Below are 18,325 nucleotides of genomic sequence, written 5' to 3' on the forward strand. Positions count from 1 at the left end.
AAGTACAAACAGAAAAAAATTTGTATAAATAGCCACATTAGTATTGTAATAAGGGTGACTATCCCTGCAATATATGTTTCCACAAGCGGATGTTTAATCGTCAATTTCTCTTTCATACATTCTCCACCGGAACAGCTACTTGTTCCAAAATTTCTTTCATCACATTCGCTTTCGTTGTTTTCATATCTCCTTCAATGCTCAGTGTTAAGCGATGGGCACATACAGGCTCCGCTAATGTATAAAAATCATCAGGTGTACAAAATCCTCTCCCTTTTAATAATGCACGAGCTTGTGCTGCTCTCATGAAAGCTAATGAGCCGCGCGGACTCACCCCAATTTCAACGAGTTCATGTTGACGTGTTTTTTCCACAATATCAAGTAAGTAATCTTCCACTTCTTCATGAATTTCAACCTGTTTCGCTTTTTCTTGCAGAGAAAGAATGTCTGCAAGAGAAACTACACTTTGTAAGCTGCGGAGCGGGTCTTGCTGGCGGAAACGGCGTAACATCTCCTTTTCATGCCCTCTATCTGGATACCCTTGCCGAATCGTTAATAAAAAGCGATCTAACTGAGCATCTGGAAGCGGAAAGTACCGGCAGACTCCAGTGGATTTTGCGTAGCAAGCACAATAAACGGCTGCGGCAACACATGCGTCTCTCCTGCAATTGTGACAGTACGCTCTTCCATTACTTCTAATAAAGTAGACTGTGTACGCGGAACGGCACGATTAATTTCATCGACCAGCACAATATTAGCGAAAATCGGCCCCATTCTCGTTTTAAAATCGGATTCTTTCATATCAAAATACTCTAAGCCTACTACATCACCCGGTAATGTATCTGATGTAAATTGTACACGTTGAAACTTCCCATCTATACTTTTTGCAAGACTTTTCGCTAATGACGTCTTCCCTGTTCCTGGAACATCTTCTAGTAAGACATGTCCGTTTGCTACCAATGCAATCATAGCTAAATCAATAACCTCTTCTTTTCCTACAATCACTTGCGAGACATTTTCTCGAATTCTTTCTAGAATTGACATACCTTTTTATCCTCCCCTACACTAATTATTTTCTGTTTTTTCTGACATTTATTTGTAGTATATCAGAATTCAAATATTTACCGGTTATTTTTAGAGTTTTTTTGTAAAATAAGTTTCCTTTTTACATATGATATATATAAAATACATGTTGCAAACCCCCTAGTCATCTACAGCAATAGTACAAACAAAGAAAAATTCCAAAAAAGGTCACAATTTATATAAAAACAGATTTGCAAAAACAATTTAAATATTGTATATTATGAATCAACATACAAATGTTATAAAAAAGCTACGAAAAGGACACGAGATATTCTTTACGGTTTTACAGAGAAGGAAGAATTGCTGAGATCTTCCTAACGCTGGAGAATGACTTACCACCTTGGAGCTGTATTGGGGAATTATAGTATCCAATGCCGTAGATGCTACGTTACAGCGCATGGAGCCATCGCTACTTTTTATGAAGTACGATGGGAATCTGGGTGGAACCACGGGTATTAACGCACTCGTCCCTGTTTTAGGGATGATTGCGTTTTTTATTTACTCAATTTCATATAACAATTGGCAATGAAAAGGACATGAGGTATTCTTTACGGTTTTACAGAGAAGGAAGAATTGCTGAGATCTTCCTAACGCTGGAGAATAACTTACCACCTTGGAGCTGTATTGGGGAATTATAGTATCCAATACCGTAGACGCTACGTTACAGCGCATGGAGCCATCGGTGCTTTTTATGAAGTACGATGGGAATCTGGGTGGAACCACGGGTATTAACGCACTCGTCCCTGTTTTAGGGATGAGTGCGTTTTTTTATATTCATAAAATGGAGTGATAATGATGAGTGAAAAAATGATTAAAATTCGTTTTCCAAATGGTCGTGAACAGGAATACGTTAAAGGAATTACGCTAGAAGCAATTGCAGAATCTATTAGCCCTAACTTAAGAAAAAAAGCTATTGTAGGAAAAGTGAATCATCAACTATTTGATTTACGTAGAAACGTACAGGAAGATGCAGAAATTGAAATTTTAACTTTAGAATCAAAAGAAGGATTAGACGTATTACGACACACAGCAGCCCATATATTAGCACAAGCTGTTAAAAGAATGTATGGTCAAATCAATTTAGGAGTTGGTCCTGTTATTGAAAATGGTTTTTATTATGATATGGATCTCCCGAATAGTATTGCAGTTGAAGAGTTAGTTCATATTGAACAAGAAATGCAAAAAATTATTGCTGAAAATTTAGAAATTCAACGAATAGAAGTGAGTCGCGATGAAGCAAAGCAAATATTTGAAGAGCTCGGTGACCATTTAAAACTAGAGCTATTACAAGATATTCCTGCCGATCAAAACATAACTCTTTACAAACAAGGTGAATTTCTCGACTTATGCCGCGGACCACATTTACCGTCTACTGGCTTTATGAAAGCTTTTAAATTAACAAACGTTTCAGGAGCATATTGGCGCGGTGACAGTAATAACCAAGTCCTTCAAAGAATATATGGGGTTGCCTTCCCTTCTAAAAAGGAACTAGATGAGTATGTAATCTTTTTAGAAGAAGCTGCAAAACGTAATCATCGTAAATTGGGCAATGAATTAGAATTGTTTATGTTCTCTGAAGAAGCTCCAGGAATGCCATTTTATTTACCAAAGGGGCAAATCATACGAAATGAAATGGAAGCTTTTTTAAGAGGGATTCAGCAAAAGCGTAATTATCAAGAAGTCCGCACTCCTTTTATCATGAATCAAAAGCTATGGGAAAACTCTGGTCACTGGGACCATTATAAAGAGAATATGTATTTCACAGAAGTTGATCATGGAAAATTTGCCTTAAAGCCGATGAACTGCCCTGGCCATATGCTGATGTTTAGAAATAAACTGCACTCTTATCGTGATTTACCAGTTCGAATAGCTGAATTCGGCCAAGTCCATCGCCATGAATTTAGCGGTGCTCTAAATGGACTTCTCAGAGTTCGTACATTCTGTCAGGATGATGCACATATTTTTGTAACACCTGAACAAATTGAAAATGAAATAAAAGAAGTAATTGATTTAATCGATTACGTATATCGTACATTCGGTTTTGAATATGACGTTGAGCTCTCTACAAGACCTGAAAATTCAATGGGAGATGACGAGCTATGGAACAAGGCGGAAGGCGCTCTGCAAAATGTACTAGAACAACTAAATTTCCGCTATAGAATCAACGAAGGTGACGGCGCATTTTACGGTCCGAAGATTGACTTCCACATTAAAGATGCTTTAAACAGAAGTCACCAATGCGCAACTGTACAGCTTGACTTCCAAATGCCAGAAAAATTTAATTTAAGCTACATTAACGAAAAAAATGAAAAACAACGTCCTGTTGTGATTCACCGTGCTGTCTTCGGTTCACTTGATCGATTCTTCGGAATCTTAATTGAACATTTTGCCGGAGCATTTCCAACATGGCTAGCTCCCGTGCAAGCAAAGATTATTCCTGTATCAGTTGAAGCACATGAACAATACGCAAAAGAAATAGAAGAAAAGCTAAAACATGCTGGCATACGAGTTGAACTCGATCTTCGCAATGAGAAACTCGGTTATAAAATGCGAGAAGCGCAAGTTCAAAAAATCCCATACGTCCTTGTTGTTGGCGATCAAGAAGCTGAGCGCAACGAAGTAAACATTCGAAAATATGGAGAACAACAATCTGCAGCTGCACCATTTGACGAATTCTCTGCAAATATTCAGCACGAAATTCAAAGTAGAAGTTTATAATACAAAAGAAATTACAAGTTAGCCAAAACATGTTTTATCCTACACCATGATGTTGTTGTATCAATGTTTCTACTACAACGCAAAACGAAGAAAAGGATAGATAAAGCAGATGATCTAAATTCAAAAAAACTTAAAATATAAAGGTCCTAACATATTATATATGACTAATATGTTAGGACCTTTTATTTTTGGTAATGAGTTTTGAAACTGAATTTGTTGGCGATCCCCCTCCTATTAAACTAACAAGACAGGCCCTAAGATATTCAACGAAAAAGAATGTTCCTTACTATACAGACGTAGAAGGATATACTATTACTCATTCTTTTGTTAACAAAGTATTGGCACTTACAAAAAAGGAATCGAGTGATTTTACAAGATACCATACTTTATAAATGTATGTTTTTGTAGTTACTTAAATTATCCAATTTTTATAGAGATAAATTAGGCAGGTGAAACCATGGGAAAATATTTCGGAGTAATTTCAATAGTAGTATCTTTAATTGTATGTTGTCTTTTGACGAGCATTGATTGGAAACTTGGGATTTTAGGAATTGTAGTTGGGGTTATTCTGACAATGAAAGCACCAATGGGGATATTAAAGTTTGTTTCTTATGTAATTGTAGCGCTTTGTATACTGGTGTTTTTGTATTTATGTGTTATGGTTTTTTTAATGGGGGGCTTAGTTGATTTAGAAGATACTAGGAATTTGTCGTAGTCAATACATATAAATTTTTTCTTTCCTTCCAATAGACATACTTCAAATTAATGTTTAATAGTTTGAATGTCCTCCAAAAAGTATACAAAATGAATACGTTGAAAAAGCGCTATCGTATGAGGTAGCACAAATTAATTCATTTCGTGCCATCCAATACGATATATATTGTTGAGAACAAAATGCTAAATATATTTCAATCCACTCTATAGGATATGTTACGGAGAATCTAAATTTTTAATCCACATACCATAACTATAATTTTGATAGGTCTATAATGTTTTTAGTCATTATTCAATGTCTTCTTTTTGCCCATGCTCTATCCAAATACCATGTGCAATACTGAAAGACAATAAATAAGGTGCTAATTCATCTAAGAAACTCTTTGCTTCTGGAACTCCTAATTCAGTAAATAAAACCTAACTAATGGAAAAATTACAACTTCTTTTACGTTTCCTAGGTGAGCGTAAAGAATTTAATCTTCCTCAAAACTTATTGATCATCTCTAATACAGGAATGGGCGAATGGTACTGCCTAGATTTTAACCAATGTAATATCGAGGGCGAGCCACTTGTAATTGTATATAACTCTAGTTTTGAACCAGATGAGCAAGAGTGTGAAGTTGTCGCTAATGACTTTGGCGGCTTTCTGTTATCACTAGTCAAAGAAGAATTGGATTATTAAACTACCATGTAAGAACGTAATTCCCTTACTTATTCTGTGGTGAAGCTATGCTTCATAGTTGGCTAACGGGCAGGTTAGATTAATAAACTCTTGGGACGGTGTTTTTTTACTGAATGTATTTATAATTGGTAAATCGCCTGTTGAGTTGACCAGGTAGCACTGCTGAATGCCTGATAATTTGTAACTGCTGCTTGAAAGTCCTTATCACTTATAGTAGCAGTGGCATCATAAACAACAGCTGTTTGGAATCCATTTTCGATTAAGTCTCTCATATGTGATTCCACACAAACGTTTGATAGGACACCTGCCAAAATGACCTTTTCTTTCCTTTGCTGACGCAATTGGTAAACTAAATCATTTGTCTGTGGGCTGGCAATTTTATGGGCGGTCGCAATGATTGTTCGATTATCTAAAATGTAAGGCGTAAGTGATGGAACCCAGTCAGCTCCTACAGTAGGAGAAGTATAAGCATTTTGTTTTTGATATACCTGAAGCTTTAATAGCATTTTTTGTTCAGCTCCAGTAAATTGCCAACTATAATCATGCGGATAAATATAATGGGGGGAAATAAAAAGTTGATATCCTTTACTCATGGCTGTACTCATTAGAAGTTCAAGGTTACCTAGTGTGTTGTACTGTTCAATAATATTTTTTGTTAAATGGTACCCTTTACCTCCAGGGGACAGAAAGTCATTTTGTGGGTCCGTTATGACAATTGCTGTATTAGCAGGATTAGGTTTAAACATTCTTTTTCCTCCAATTTACATAATTATATATCCTGTCTTTCATATTCAACTATTGTTCTTTCATGAATATATATTAATGGAGGCTTGGACACATGCTGTTTTTTTATCGGGAAATCGGCAAGAAAACCCCATCTTCAAAACGCGCAGGGTATAACCTAGTTTAAGGTGGGGATGAATTGCCGTCGCATTCGTAAAAATATGCTTGCATCAACGCGAATATATGTTCTTTTTTTAGCGTTTTGTAGTATCATGAAGGAAAGAAGGAGGTGGAAATTATGACGAAAGAAAAAGAGTATGCAACCTATCAAATTTGGATCAAGAAAGGTCATAAGTTATACTCTTACTTCCTAGAAATGTGTCAAAACGCAAAAAATCTCTACAATACAACAAACTTCTATATTCGCCAAGTGTATACGGCCTTACGTGCTGGTAAATCATTACATCCACTTCAACAAGAAGTTCTCCATACATTACAAACACATATTGAAGTCATGAATGAAAATCAATTCCATGCGTACCAAAAACGCGTGCAAAAACAGAAAGAAAAACCTGTTAAAGAGCAAAACGAAATGAAATGTAACTTGTTTACATTCCCGACACAAGAGAAATCGTTCCTATCGTATCATTTCTTAGATTGCTTGTTTAAAACAATGAAACAACAAGATTATATGAATTTGCCAGCGCAAACGAATCAAGCAGTTATGAAGAAGTTGTATCAAAACTGGAAATCATTCTTCGCTTCCATCAAGGCATACAAGAAACATCCTTCCACCTTTACGGGCAGACCTCGCATTCCCAAATATATCAAATCATCTATGAAAGAAATTGTATTCACCAATCAAGTATGCAAGCTCCAAGATAAGTACATTCGCTTTCCAAAAACAAGCATGAAATTAAATATTGGTAAATTGTTTGGGCGTATTGAAAATCTCAAAGAGGTACGTGTTTCTCCTGCTTATGGGAAATTTAAGGTGGAAATTGTGGCAGAACAACCCGAGTCAGCACCTGAACATGTGGACAACAACCGCTATATGAGTATTGATTTAGGAATCGATAACATTGTAACTATCACAACGAATACAGGAGCTATTCCTGTGTTAGTAAAGGGCAATGTGATCAAAAGTATCAATCAATACTACAACAAGCAAAAGGCTTATTTACTAGGGATTCTTCGTCGTGGAAAAGAACCAAAAGAAGGACCACATACATCCAAGCGTTTAGGGAGGCTTCATGAAAAACGATTTCTCAAAATAAAAGACCTCTTCCATAAAATGAGTTACCACATTGTTCAGCTAGCGATTCAACAGGAGAATTCTATGATTGTGATTGGGAAAAATAAATCATGGAAACAAAACAGTGATATGGGAAAACAACAGAATCAATCTTTCTACCATATCCCACACAATCTACTCATTGAAATGATCACCTATAAAGCAAAACGAAAAGGTATTATTGTACAAGTCGTGGAAGAATCGTATACAAGCAAGGCATCTTTTTTAGATAATGATGTTATCCCCACTTACGGTGAGGAAAATATCCCTATATTCAGTGGAAAACGTATCAAACGTGGCTTGTATCGTACGAAAGAGAATCTTCTACTAAACGCAGATGTGAATGGTTCCTATAACATCTTAAAAAAAGCAGTTCCAAAGGCGTTTGCCGATGGAATAGAGGGGTTGTGCCATCAGGCAGCTGTGTCAACTCCACTCGTGTTAAGCATCTTTTGAAGATGATACACGAGAAACCCCCACTTCAAGATCCGAAGGAGATAAGTGGCGGGAGTTTTCATGGAGCTTTGGTATTAATACAGTTACCTTCCAAGATCGTTACAGAGTAATAATAAAACAGTAAATCAAAAAAGATGTAATATTCATGAAACAAACTCCTTTTCAAGTTTCTCTCATTGAATTATTACATCGATTGTTTAAGTCGCTATAGTACAAAATTGCACATCTATCTTATTTGATTTTTCAACCCTGTTAAAAGCTATACTACATATTTTTATAAATGATTAAAGAATTATGCCTGAGAAACTTCCTTTTAATACTTCTTTTTCAAGTTGATTCATACATGTAAACGCCGCAGTAATTTTTGTGCGATTTTTTTCATCCAGTTCAAATTGTTCAATAATTACATCACAACGGATCGTATCACCACTAAAAACTGGGCGTAAGAATTCAAAATCCATCTTACGAGCCAATACATTATAATCACCGCCAACTTTCGTAGGGAGTGTTGATGTTAAAAGTCCTTGTACAACAAATCGCCCTTGTTCATCTGGTGTCACATGATGAACACCTTCATCCTTTGATACCTTCGTAAATAATACAACATCTTCTTTTGTAAATGTTCGCTCAAAGGTGATTTTTTCGCCTACTTGTAATCCCATCAATATCCCTCCTCAAAAACATTTCATGATTCACTTAATTTCACTGTTCAAATACACAGTTAACTAATATCAGATTATTCTTACATTTATTATACAGAGACATGATAAAAGAAGATACGAAATGTTAAATTCAAACCACCTTATTCAATATTTGTAGGTCTGAAATAAAGTTTAATCAAAAATATTTTGAGAATTCTTATTTAGCGAGAAACAAAAAGACACTATTTAAAAAATAAGGTATCCGCAAAAAAACTAGAGTGTAGCTTGAATTAGATATTTAAATACTTAAAAGAGGTTTTCCAAGTGAAATTATTCGGAAAACCTCTTTTTTGATTCAACAATTCAATACTTCTTTTAACATTTTAAAATTTTGTTGATAAATCTCTGGCGAACCCCATGTTATTTCACTAAAGCTACTGATTGCGAAGACAAATCATATCCATACTCATTCATAAATTTTTTTCAGTTCCTTTAAAATAAGGTTTTCTCGGTATATCCATCTATTCTGCTCGCATTGATGAACAATTTTTTGATTTTGATTAATTGCATTACTAAGCTTCACCCATGTGTCAGTACTTTAATTTATTCTAATAAAATGCAGTTTACTATTCCTTAATATAAAAATCCTTTGTTTTTACAAATAATACTCAAACATTTTTGCAACCTTTTCTTTCATTTTTTCTTTTATAGATAATTGATTGACGTCAGAGGATGTTACTCGCTTTGAATTTTGTAAGTCTTCATTAATGACTGGCTTTATTTTCGAAATATAGACAGGGTCATGGATATAACAGTTCATTTCTTCATTTAAATGAAACGAGCGCGAATCAAAATTCACGGTCCCAACCATCAATACTTTTTCATCAATCAAAAATACTTTACCGTGTAACACTCCCTTTTTATAACCATATACTTCTATTCCCTGTTTTAATGCGTTTCGGATATATGGATACGCTGCTTCTTTAACTAACAGTGCATCCGAATGAGGTGAGAACAAAATTTTGACACGGACTCCCCTCTTTCTTGCATCTACTAATGCATTCCAAATAGTTTTGTCTTTTGGTATAAAATAAGGTGTTAATATAATGATGGATTCTTTTGCTTGTTGAAACAGCATTGCATAATCTTGCCCAAGTTTTTCTCCGCTATAATATGCAGTAAATCGATGCGAGGTTGCTCCCTTTTCCTTTATCGCACTGTGTATCGGAATCGGTTTCTCTGAGTTTTTCTTCCAGTCTAACACAAATTGGTGTTCTAGATCTTGAACTCCTTCTCCTCGTATGTGAAGGTGATAATCTCTCCAGTAACCAAGTTTTTCTTTTTCTCCTAAATACTTCTTGCCAATGTTAAATCCGCCAATGTACCCAATCTTTCCATCAATAACTGAAATACGACGATGATTCCGATGATTCACAGAAGAAGAAAGATAAGGGAAAGCAGGCTTATTGTAATACGTAAAATGCACTCCTTTTTTAACTAATAATTCTCTTTCCTTTTTCTTTAGTAAAATTCCACCTAGCCTGTCCACTGCATAGTATACTTCTACACCTTCCTGACTTTTTTGCCTCAATAACTCCAGAAACTGATGACTTACTTTATCATCAGCAATAGAGAAAAAGTTAATATGCACGTAATGTTTTGCTTTCTTTATATCTGAAAATAATTGATTGTTGAACTGTTTCCCGTCTGTATACATAGTAATATCACTTTGACGAATAGGATATTGGCTAGGCTGCTGACCAAATCTCCCACTTTTTTCAGCTGCTGTTCTGTCAATTTCATCCCAAACAAAACATACGCCGATAAATACAAAGAGGAGTACCAGGAAAGTTTTTCCTATCTTTTTCAACATATTTAATCTCCTTTATATATTATCGTTTTCTTTCTGTTAGTTTTTGTTATCGGGACAAAACTATTCCATATCCATCCATGAAGCTAATCTTTACCATAGAATATATAAATAATTTACGTTCTCACATGGTAGATTTTTCTTATGAATATTCTATTCACGTCAAGTTAACATAACACCACTTAACAGTATTCCATGTATCTATTGGCTAAAAAAAATCCTCCTTCAAATAATTAACTGTAAAATTTCTCATTCACATAACTCTAATTTAGGGTTATTATTTCTGATAGCCCTAAAATTGGAAATCGTACTATGATAACAGAATAGGCATTCTATATTTTGAAATACATTTACAAGGAGGAAATACTACATGACAGTAAGCACTAAACTTAAACAAACTATCTCTGGATTAAAGAGTGTTCAAGCATGCCTAGAAGGATTTGTTCTTGATACTGATAATCAGCAAGCAAAACAATTATATAAAGGTGCAGCACAACAAACTCAAGAAATTATTGAATCTTTAAATCCTCGTCTTCAGCAAATTGAACAAGAAGAGCCTCAGTACAAGTAATAACGTAATACCAATACTTTCCACATAGAATAGCGTCCACATGGAAGAGTGCTCAGCTTAGATAACGATTATCAAAATGATGATTACAATTAAAGGGTCTCACCACATCACTATCAAAATAAGAAAAGCAAGTATCCCAAAACAAAGAAACGTACATTTTCGTCTGGAGATGTACATTTTTTCGTTTTGGGTGTGTTATAAAATTCTTAAGTTGATGGATGTGGATTTAAAAGTAAACGTAAAGTAACTCTAAAACATACAATAAAAGTTGATTTTGGAGTTATTTTTCGTTTACTTCACTTTTTTTCGGTACTCTGCATCTAGACGGTAAATCCGTTGACCACGGCAAGACTTTATCAATGTCCTCTTTATTATTTAAATCGATATTGGGGAGCGTTTCAAACAAATAACGAAGATAATGATAGGAACTTAAATTGTTCTCTTTTGCGGTTTCAACCACACTATATTTTTTCAGCCAGTAATATAGCCGATAAACTGGTAGGTTCTGTTTTTGATACCAGGCAACTTTTGATAATTCACTGTTTTTATAGTCTTGAATATAAGTTTCCCATTCTTTCTTTAATAGGTGTCTTTTCATAAAAAAACCTCCACATGTAGTATATAAGGAGATTATCTCATGGGTTATTTACAAATAGTAGGTAGGGAATATTTGACGCTTACTTTCCTAGTGTATCAAGTTTTGTTTCGATCCTTGTTAGCCCAACTAATAGCTCTTTAAAATCGTCATGTTTAACTTGTTCAGCCATTTGTTCCCCCCTTTTTTTTATAAAAAGAGAAGTAGTATCCCTTCTTTTAAGATAAATACTGTATTTTTTAAATGGAATTATATAAATTGTATATTTTAATGTATTTTTCCTTTTGCAAACATGGGATCTTTCAATTTCTTATCATAAGTAGTTGTTATGTAAATATACAATAAATGCATTAAAGTAAGATTTTTTCTGTATATCCTACTTGTTCAGATTCATTGATACTCTTGAATCAAGATTATGTTTAAACCGTTTTTTCGAAATATTCGTTTTTCGAGATATAATAATAGAATAAAATACTTTATTTATGGGCCTAAGGGGGAAATCTAGTGAAAAGGTCATTATTAACGACTGGATTATTAATTATGATGTTGGCAGCATGTAGTGAAAAAAATATTGTTCAAAAGGAAACGAATCAAAAAGAGTCGGTGACATCAAAGGGAGAAGAAATAGGTAAAGTTGTAGAAGGGAGAGAATATACGGTTACAGCCATTAAAGAAGACGTATTGTATCTCGAAGATTCTAATCAAAATAAAAAAGAAAACGCTGCAGAAATCAATTATTCTGAAATTAGTGGTACTACATGGAGGAACAATAAAAGAAACGGCATAATTGATGTTAGTGATCACGTATGCTTCGAGAAAACCAGCGATGGAAAGTATAAAGCAATAATCGTTAAGGATGTTGTAGGAAAAATAAAATACGACGGCACAATTCAATATAAAATTATTGAGGTAACTGACAAATCAATAAAATGGTTACCGCTGCATGGTGAAAATAATGGGGGATATGTACCACCAGAAATGATAAAAATCACCAACGGCGACAAGATAAAGGTTGGGAATATCGCAACGATTCAGGATGTTCAGCCTCCTGAATCAAACTCGTTTGATGGAATCTATGAATTAACAATTGTAGAATAACCAATACTGTGTATTTTTCGAAAGTTTGTTATTTTAAGTGTTCCTTAATTCATTTTAAATTCCGTTAAATTAGTTATTGTGTAGCAATATATGCCGTATTTCTGTGACATCTGATACAACTGCAATTGGAGTATGTGCAGTAGTTTTGGAAAGGGCCTTTGGATTAACCCAAATGGCGTCCATACCTGTTTCTATGGGCCCGACTATGTCATGGGCCCAAGAATCACCAATAAAAAGAGTCTCCTCCGGCTTTTTACCAAAGTGTTCCAATGCCACCGTATAAATTTCTGGATCTGGTTTTCTATAGCCTAATTGCTCAGCATGGAATATTGTGTCGTTGCTAAATACTTTCGACAATCCCATTTGGAGAATTTTTAATCGCGGATCATATAATCCATTGCTGACTATTCCAAGATCATAATGTGTTTTTAATTCATGTAATAAGCTTATAATTGAATTATTTATACCAATGCAAGCCATACCTGTTTTAATAAAAAGTGTATCAAGCTCATCAATAAGTTCTACATCAGGTAACACGTTAAAATGAGCAAAAGCATGCTTCCACCTAGCCCTTCTAAATTCCGCTGGAGTTAGTTCCCGATTTTTAAAACGCTTTAATAAGGATTTTGGGATATGTAATTTTTTCTCAAGGAATACCGATGCGTCAAGGTTTCTTGTTATAGGATGCATTTCAAGAGTCTTAATTAGTCCGACATTAAACCAAGTGGAATCAAGAAGTGTGTCGTCCAAATCGAATAAGAGTAAACTATATTTATTCAATTCGCTCCCCCCTTATTTCTGTTAATAGAAATATATTTTTCTTGAAAATTAGAAGCAAAGCCTCCTACTTGAACATCTGTAATATTACCAAGGTTAGTAGATACATTTACAACAACCTCTGAAGGTTTATTCATTACATACCCTTGCTCAAAGGTAAAGGTACTATATTTTTCAAATTTTTTATTTTGTTTTATTAAATAACATGCTAGTGCTGCATTTGATGTACCAGTAGCACTTTCTTCTGGAATATCAAATAGAGGTGCAAAGTTTCTGCAATGAGCTGTAGAATTATGTAGTGTTTCCAGTGTAAATACATGATAGCCAGTTACATTATATTTTTTACTTATTTCAGCAATTCTTTTCATATCAGGAGTAATCTCTAGCAGGTCTGAAAGTCCTCTTACAGGTATAATAATATCGCGTAAGCCTGTAGATACAATTTGAATGGGCATATCAGGTATTAGTTTTTCTTCATCTAAATTTAAAGACTTAGTAATCTCTTCACGGGGAATTGTTTTAAGAAAATCAGGAAGATTTTGTTGTAAAGATATCATTTTATTGTTATGCATCTGTACACTTAATATCCCTGCTTTCGTCTTTATTGTGTATATCTTTTTTCTTATTGCTCTAATCTGAGCTAATAGGGAGAAAGCAGCAATTGTAGCATGTCCACATATAGCAACTTCTTCATTGGGGGTAAAGTATCTAATCTCGTAATCTGAAGTTACAGAAGGAAACACAAAGGCGGTTTCAGAGAAATTTAGTTTGTTTGCAATAGCCTGCATAGCTTCTGTTGTAAGACCTTTTGTATCTAAAACAACCCCAGCTGGATTCCCGCCTTTTTCACCTTTAGTGAAAGCATTTAACAAATATGTTTTAATCTTCAATCCAGTCCCTCTCTCCCCCATTTTATTATGCTATAAATGTAGAAAATATCTATGACCTAATCTTATTCATTTTTTAAAGGAACAAATAGGGTGCTAATAATCTATTACTCTATATGCGCTTCATACAACTGAACAATCTCAAGAGAGTTATCGAACTCCTGCAGTCTTTTCACTAAACTTTCCAAACCAAATATTTCAGTAAATGTATGACTACCTGCGATAAGATTAATATTTTTAAACTTCGCATATTGCACTGTATATAACGTCTTTTCTCCTGTTATGTATGTATCACAGCCACTGTCCAGTGCTGCTTGAATATGGTCAGTCGAATGCCCTGCTCCTGTTATAATACCAATTCGTTTTACTTCCTTATCATTATTTTTCCAAGCCTTCACCTTTTCACCAAGCTTACTCTCAACTCTTTCGACTAACTGCGAAAATGAAATTGGATTTGTATATTCACCAACGCCAGGTAATTCTTCGTTATCACAAGATGAATACGTTATCATTTCATCAATTTCAATTGCATGAAACAACGACGTACACGTTCCAAATTCAACGAAATCTAACGGTGAGTGTACCCAAAAGTGATTAATATTATATTCTTTCAGTTTACATATACAAGCTTCTTCCATTCCGTATAAAAACTCCCATGCAGCATGATGCGTAATCATCATATCGACATTTTCTTTCCTTGCTTCTTCAATTGTTTCTAATGTTAAGTTTGTTGTGTAACCTATTTTATGAAAATTTTCATTACTTACGTTTGTTATACCAAACTGATCCCCATACTTATGTAAATGTTCTCCAAATATTTCTTCAATGTGTTGGTTAAATTGTTGTATATGCATATTTCCCTCACCCTTATACATTTAATGTGTTTTAACCATATAAAGATTCTTCACTATTCTAGAAAACCCTTCCTTTAAATCTTATGTTCTACGCATTTTACTAGAATATTCGAAAATTATTGAAAATAAAATTCCAAAAATGTAGAATAAAATAAAAAAAGAGGTAACAACAGTTTAAAAATAATTCACGTTTTTTAATGAAATCTATATAAATCCAAAACTTGGAATTGCACTATTGTTTTAGCTCTTCACCATAAGTTTTTAGGATATTATATGCAGAGTGTGCTCCATCATTAAAAACAACATTTTTTTATCTTAGAATGATAAAAGTACTATTTCTTTTTGAAGACAAATTTGTCATGTTATAGTTAATTTAAAATTACAGTGATAAACCAAAAATGAACAACAAGAATTGGCTGAGGGCTGAATTGTAATTACAACATCTTTTTCAAATTGAATCTATGGGAAACGCAGAAGAAAGAAATGGAATGAAGAGAATCTAAAAAAATGAATGAAGGTGTCTTGTATGAAGATAACTCGAATTTGTACATTACAAGATGAAAATGATTCTGAATTTGAAAAACTTCATCAGTTAGTGAAAATATTCTGTACTTCTATACGTTATTCATTCAATCGTCTCTTAGAAGGTGAAAAAGCTGGAGAACTCATTAAAAAAGTGAACGTGCTTTTTAACTTAAATAAACGGTATGCAGAAGATGCAGTCATGCAAGCGCAGGCTATTATTTCCAGTCAGAAAGAATTATTACCTATTCGTATTGAGGGTGTAAAAGGTAAAATTCAAAAAACAACACAAAAAATAGAAGACTATCAAACAGGTAAAAAGAAACCTAAAAAGGTTCCATTGCAACTTTGTTTAGAAGGGTTACATGCACGTTTGGTTAAACTACAGGAAAAAGAAACGGTTCTTTTGAAACATCAAGAAAATCAGACAATTCCTACTGTCATTTTCGGAGGAAAAAAACAATTTTATCAACGATTAAAACAGAAGATTTCTAAAGAAGAATGGAGAGATCTTCGTTCGAATACATTGTATTCTCGCGGAGATAAAACGAAAAAAGGGAATTTAAATATTCGTATTTTATTCGACGAGCAAGAACAACAATTTTACTTAGAAGTAGCAAATCCAGTTCTATCTACTGGGAAAAACAGTCCTCGATTACGATTCAAACTTCATATTCCCAATAAATATTTTAATGAAATTGTAGATGTTGTCATGCCTACCATTGTTGGTTTTAATTCTAAAGGAAAACCGATTGAAGAATATAAAGTATATTCCATTGAGTTAAAAAGAAGAAATGGTACTTATTATGTTCATATCACCTATGATAGGGAGACTTATGGTTCTGAATTAGGATGGAATGATAAGATTGACTCTGATATCATTGCAGGAATTGATGTAAATATTGATAAGATAGCTGTTTCTATTTTGACAAAGCAAGGAAATTTACTTAAAAGCAAAACATTTTATTGTCATGAAATGGAATATGTAAAAAGTAATCGTAGAAGCAATGTGGCAGGAGAAGTAGCCAAAGAAATGATTGAATATCTATTGGATTGGAACGTGGGCGCTATTGTATTAGAGAATATCACACTCAAACAAACGCACGATACAAATAGAAAGTTTAATCGACTCACGCATTCTTTCGCGAAAAACAAGCTTCAAAAAGCCATTATTTCAAGAGGATTGAAGTTTGGATTTAAAATTAAGAAAGTAAATCCAGCCTATACTTCTGTCATTGGGCGATTCAAATACAGTAAAATGTATGGTTTATCTGTACATGAAGCAGCCTCTTTGGTGATTGGTAGAAGAGGATTAGATTTAGAGGAAAAACTTCCGAAGAAATTATTAAATCAACTCCGTTCTTTGGTTAAACCACATTTGATTCGTATTCTTGGGTCAATGGAAGAATCCGAGAAACAATCAAATCATGGAAAACAAAGACGAAAATATATAGGTATGATGCTCAAAAATATTGATCATTTTAAAGAAAACCATAGTTGGAAACTGTGGAATGTTATTCATAAAACTTTAATCATAAAGAACCAGAAATTACAATTAAAGGAGGTGTAATCCTGGTACTAAAATCTTTGTGATAAACTGACCGTTGGAAGGAATGGTTTATCGCAATAAGCCGGCTTTAACAGAGCGCCGCAGGTTATCTTGAACAATAGGTTCATGACAAAGGTTAGAATCCTTTCCTGACGGAGTGACGTGAGAATCGTCACGGTATGTCCCCTTTTTCTTGGTTCGGGGACGAATGTTAGAAATAATTAGATTTTAGTAACCAGGATGAACAATGAAAGTAATAAACTTAAATGCGACAAGAGAAACTTATTCTGTTCAAATTAAACATTCGATTTTATTCGAAATGGGACTAGGTATTGCGGCTTGTACGTATTACGATTTTCACCATACTTTTGAAAAGCCTATAGATTATTGGAAGGACATTGAAAAAAAATTATCTGCTGCCGTTCAAAAAGAACTACAATACACACACAAACACAATACATGGTTCGCTTTACTACAATTACTTCACTCCCGTTCTTTTGATTCTCTTGAAAGTTTTTTTCATTTTCTTGACGAACTAACTAAAGAGGAATTACGTTGGCGTTGTTTGCCTTATATCGGATTGCAGCATGAAGACAATCGGAGAAAAGCATCCCATAAAGAAGAAACAGCTATAACTTCCTTCATAAAAGCTTGTCAACATCACAAATTTTTCCCGGCATACATTAAACATATTTCATCTATCGATACTTCTGTACTTAAACGACACCTGAAAATCATCTCTGAAGGTTGGTATGAAACAGTGATACAACCTAATTACATAGAGTTTACTAGCATGCTTGAGCGTGATGCCCAGCAAAAACGTGTACTTCAATCAACTTATCATCCCGAAGAACTTGTCAAATATATAACAGGTAGTACATATCAACCTGAACCTTCCATTCATCAAGTCACACTTATCCCACAATATGTGTACCGGCCTTGGAACGTAGAAACGACTTTACCAGGGATTAAAGTATTTTATTATCCCATTTCAGACGATAACGTGAGTTTAGTAGAAGATCCTTATTCTCCGCCTTCCACATTAGTTCATAGTTATAAAGCACTTGGAGATGAAACACGATTAAAAATTATTAAATTACTAACTGAAAGAGATCACTCACTTCAAGAGTTAACCGAGAAGCTCAAAACTCCCAAGACAACGCTCCATCATCATTTATCTTTACTCCGGGCAGCTCGGATCATTAATGGCAAAGGTTCTCGGTATTATATACAGCTTGACCACTTAACTTCCCTTCAAGAGAAATTACAGCGTTTTCTAGGAAAGGAGTAAAGA

General features: G+C 34.2%; 15 protein-coding genes, 2 pseudogenes and 2 other annotated features. Of the genes and pseudogenes, 8 read left to right on the forward strand and 9 right to left on the reverse strand.

All coding sequences use genetic code 11. The features are described 5' to 3' along the window. Window positions 1–112: 112 nt before the first annotated feature. Window positions 113–1,041 (reverse strand): annotated as a pseudogene (locus tag NKR74_RS13360) (AAA family ATPase). Between the two features lie 282 nt (window positions 1,042–1,323). Beyond that, window positions 1,324–1,555 (forward strand) — a binding site (T-box leader). Window positions 1,556–1,596: 41 nt separating this feature from the next. Continuing rightward, window positions 1,597–1,828: a binding site (T-box leader), on the forward strand. 47 nt (window positions 1,829–1,875) lie between these two features. Here NKR74_RS13360 and thrS point away from each other — a divergent pair. The 3 genes from thrS to NKR74_RS13375 all read left to right on the forward strand — a co-directional run bounded on the left by thrS (window position 1,876) and on the right by NKR74_RS13375 (window position 5,194). Then, the gene (gene thrS, locus NKR74_RS13365; RefSeq protein ID WP_098310235.1) at window positions 1,876–3,798 is read left to right on the forward strand and encodes a threonine--tRNA ligase; all 1,923 of its coding nucleotides are present in this window, start codon (window positions 1,876–1,878) and stop codon (window positions 3,796–3,798) included. Between the two features lie 457 nt (window positions 3,799–4,255). After that, window positions 4,256–4,513 (forward strand): hypothetical protein, encoded by a 258-nt coding sequence (locus NKR74_RS13370; RefSeq protein ID WP_253629876.1) that lies wholly within the window; start codon window positions 4,256–4,258, stop codon window positions 4,511–4,513. 423 nt (window positions 4,514–4,936) lie between these two features. Then, window positions 4,937–5,194, forward strand: coding sequence for an SMI1/KNR4 family protein (locus NKR74_RS13375; protein WP_253629877.1), 258 nt, complete (start codon window positions 4,937–4,939; stop codon window positions 5,192–5,194). 119 nt (window positions 5,195–5,313) lie between these two features. Here the strand turns inward: NKR74_RS13375 and NKR74_RS13380 are convergent, their stop codons facing one another. Next, window positions 5,314–5,940, reverse strand: a complete 627-nt coding sequence (locus tag NKR74_RS13380; RefSeq protein ID WP_098310232.1) for a cysteine hydrolase family protein — start codon at window positions 5,938–5,940, stop codon at window positions 5,314–5,316. Window positions 5,941–6,215: 275 nt separating this feature from the next. On the opposite strand from NKR74_RS13380, the gene NKR74_RS13385 reads away from it, so the two are divergent. Next, on the forward strand, window positions 6,216–7,667 hold the full coding sequence (locus NKR74_RS13385) for an RNA-guided endonuclease InsQ/TnpB family protein (RefSeq protein WP_253629878.1): 1,452 nt from the start codon (window positions 6,216–6,218) through the stop codon (window positions 7,665–7,667). 284 nt (window positions 7,668–7,951) lie between these two features. Here the strand turns inward: NKR74_RS13385 and NKR74_RS13390 are convergent, their stop codons facing one another. After that, on the reverse strand, window positions 7,952–8,329 hold the full coding sequence (locus tag NKR74_RS13390) for a hotdog family protein (protein ID WP_098310231.1): 378 nt from the start codon (window positions 8,327–8,329) through the stop codon (window positions 7,952–7,954). A gap of 634 nt (window positions 8,330–8,963) precedes the next feature. Then, on the reverse strand, window positions 8,964–10,181 hold the full coding sequence (locus NKR74_RS13395) for a phospholipase D-like domain-containing protein (RefSeq protein WP_253629879.1): 1,218 nt from the start codon (window positions 10,179–10,181) through the stop codon (window positions 8,964–8,966). Window positions 10,182–10,548: 367 nt separating this feature from the next. Between NKR74_RS13395 and NKR74_RS13400 the strand changes: the two genes are divergently transcribed. Continuing rightward, complete coding sequence (locus NKR74_RS13400; protein WP_253629880.1) at window positions 10,549–10,749, forward strand: DUF1657 domain-containing protein; 201 nt, start codon at window positions 10,549–10,551, stop codon at window positions 10,747–10,749. Window positions 10,750–11,029: 280 nt separating this feature from the next. On the opposite strand, the gene tnpA is transcribed toward NKR74_RS13400, so the two are convergent. Continuing rightward, a complete protein-coding gene (gene tnpA, locus NKR74_RS13405) occupies window positions 11,030–11,347 on the reverse strand; it encodes an IS66 family insertion sequence element accessory protein TnpA (protein ID WP_098310228.1) in 318 nt (105 codons plus the stop codon). 85 nt (window positions 11,348–11,432) lie between these two features. Next, window positions 11,433–11,516, reverse strand: a pseudogene (locus NKR74_RS13410) (hemolysin XhlA family protein); the annotation flags it as partial. Window positions 11,517–11,848: 332 nt separating this feature from the next. Here NKR74_RS13410 and NKR74_RS13415 point away from each other — a divergent pair. Continuing rightward, window positions 11,849–12,442: a hypothetical protein gene (locus tag NKR74_RS13415; RefSeq protein WP_253629881.1), complete on the forward strand. Its 594-nt coding sequence runs from the start codon at window positions 11,849–11,851 to the stop codon at window positions 12,440–12,442. A gap of 69 nt (window positions 12,443–12,511) precedes the next feature. Here the strand turns inward: NKR74_RS13415 and NKR74_RS13420 are convergent, their stop codons facing one another. From NKR74_RS13420 to NKR74_RS13430, 3 genes are all read right to left on the reverse strand, one after another. Continuing rightward, entirely contained in the window at window positions 12,512–13,222 is a 711-nt protein-coding gene (locus NKR74_RS13420) for an HAD family hydrolase (RefSeq protein ID WP_253629882.1), read from the reverse strand. Beyond that, the gene (locus NKR74_RS13425) at window positions 13,219–14,109 is read right to left on the reverse strand and encodes a PhzF family phenazine biosynthesis protein (RefSeq protein WP_253629883.1); all 891 of its coding nucleotides are present in this window, start codon (window positions 14,107–14,109) and stop codon (window positions 13,219–13,221) included. The genes NKR74_RS13420 and NKR74_RS13425 overlap by 4 nt, the downstream gene beginning before the upstream one ends. A gap of 104 nt (window positions 14,110–14,213) precedes the next feature. Beyond that, a complete protein-coding gene (locus tag NKR74_RS13430; RefSeq protein ID WP_098310225.1) occupies window positions 14,214–14,960 on the reverse strand; it encodes a Nif3-like dinuclear metal center hexameric protein in 747 nt (248 codons plus the stop codon). Between the two features lie 526 nt (window positions 14,961–15,486). Between NKR74_RS13430 and NKR74_RS13435 the strand changes: the two genes are divergently transcribed. Together NKR74_RS13435 and NKR74_RS13440 are read left to right on the forward strand one after the other, a co-directional pair. Continuing rightward, the gene (locus tag NKR74_RS13435; protein ID WP_253629884.1) at window positions 15,487–17,052 is read left to right on the forward strand and encodes an IS200/IS605 family accessory protein TnpB-related protein; all 1,566 of its coding nucleotides are present in this window, start codon (window positions 15,487–15,489) and stop codon (window positions 17,050–17,052) included. Window positions 17,053–17,278: 226 nt separating this feature from the next. After that, the gene (locus NKR74_RS13440) at window positions 17,279–18,322 is read left to right on the forward strand and encodes an ArsR/SmtB family transcription factor (RefSeq protein WP_253629885.1); all 1,044 of its coding nucleotides are present in this window, start codon (window positions 17,279–17,281) and stop codon (window positions 18,320–18,322) included. The last annotated feature ends 3 nt before the right edge of the window (window positions 18,323–18,325 follow it).

The sequence above is a fragment of the Bacillus sp. 3103sda1 genome (assembly GCF_024159135.1).
Classification (GTDB): domain Bacteria; phylum Bacillota; class Bacilli; order Bacillales; family Bacillaceae_G; genus Bacillus_A; species Bacillus_A rhizoplanae.

Bases quoted from the DNA above. Each gene is read 5' to 3' on its own strand.
- thrS (WP_098310235.1), top strand. From the start codon at position 1,876: ATGAGTGAAAAAATGATTAAAATTCGTTTTCCAAATGGTCGTGAACAG.
- NKR74_RS13370 (WP_253629876.1), top strand. From the start codon at position 4,256: ATGGGAAAATATTTCGGAGTAATTTCAATAGTAGTATCTTTAATTGTA.
- NKR74_RS13375 (WP_253629877.1), top strand. From the start codon at position 4,937: ATGGAAAAATTACAACTTCTTTTACGTTTCCTAGGTGAGCGTAAAGAA.
- NKR74_RS13380 (WP_098310232.1), bottom strand. From the start codon at position 5,940: ATGTTTAAACCTAATCCTGCTAATACAGCAATTGTCATAACGGACCCA.
- NKR74_RS13385 (WP_253629878.1), top strand. From the start codon at position 6,216: ATGACGAAAGAAAAAGAGTATGCAACCTATCAAATTTGGATCAAGAAA.
- NKR74_RS13390 (WP_098310231.1), bottom strand. From the start codon at position 8,329: ATGGGATTACAAGTAGGCGAAAAAATCACCTTTGAGCGAACATTTACA.
- NKR74_RS13395 (WP_253629879.1), bottom strand. From the start codon at position 10,181: ATGTTGAAAAAGATAGGAAAAACTTTCCTGGTACTCCTCTTTGTATTT.
- NKR74_RS13400 (WP_253629880.1), top strand. From the start codon at position 10,549: ATGACAGTAAGCACTAAACTTAAACAAACTATCTCTGGATTAAAGAGT.
- tnpA (WP_098310228.1), bottom strand. From the start codon at position 11,347: ATGAAAAGACACCTATTAAAGAAAGAATGGGAAACTTATATTCAAGAC.
- NKR74_RS13430 (WP_098310225.1), bottom strand. From the start codon at position 14,960: ATGCATATACAACAATTTAACCAACACATTGAAGAAATATTTGGAGAA.
- NKR74_RS13435 (WP_253629884.1), top strand. From the start codon at position 15,487: ATGAAGATAACTCGAATTTGTACATTACAAGATGAAAATGATTCTGAA.
- NKR74_RS13440 (WP_253629885.1), top strand. From the start codon at position 17,279: ATGAAAGTAATAAACTTAAATGCGACAAGAGAAACTTATTCTGTTCAA.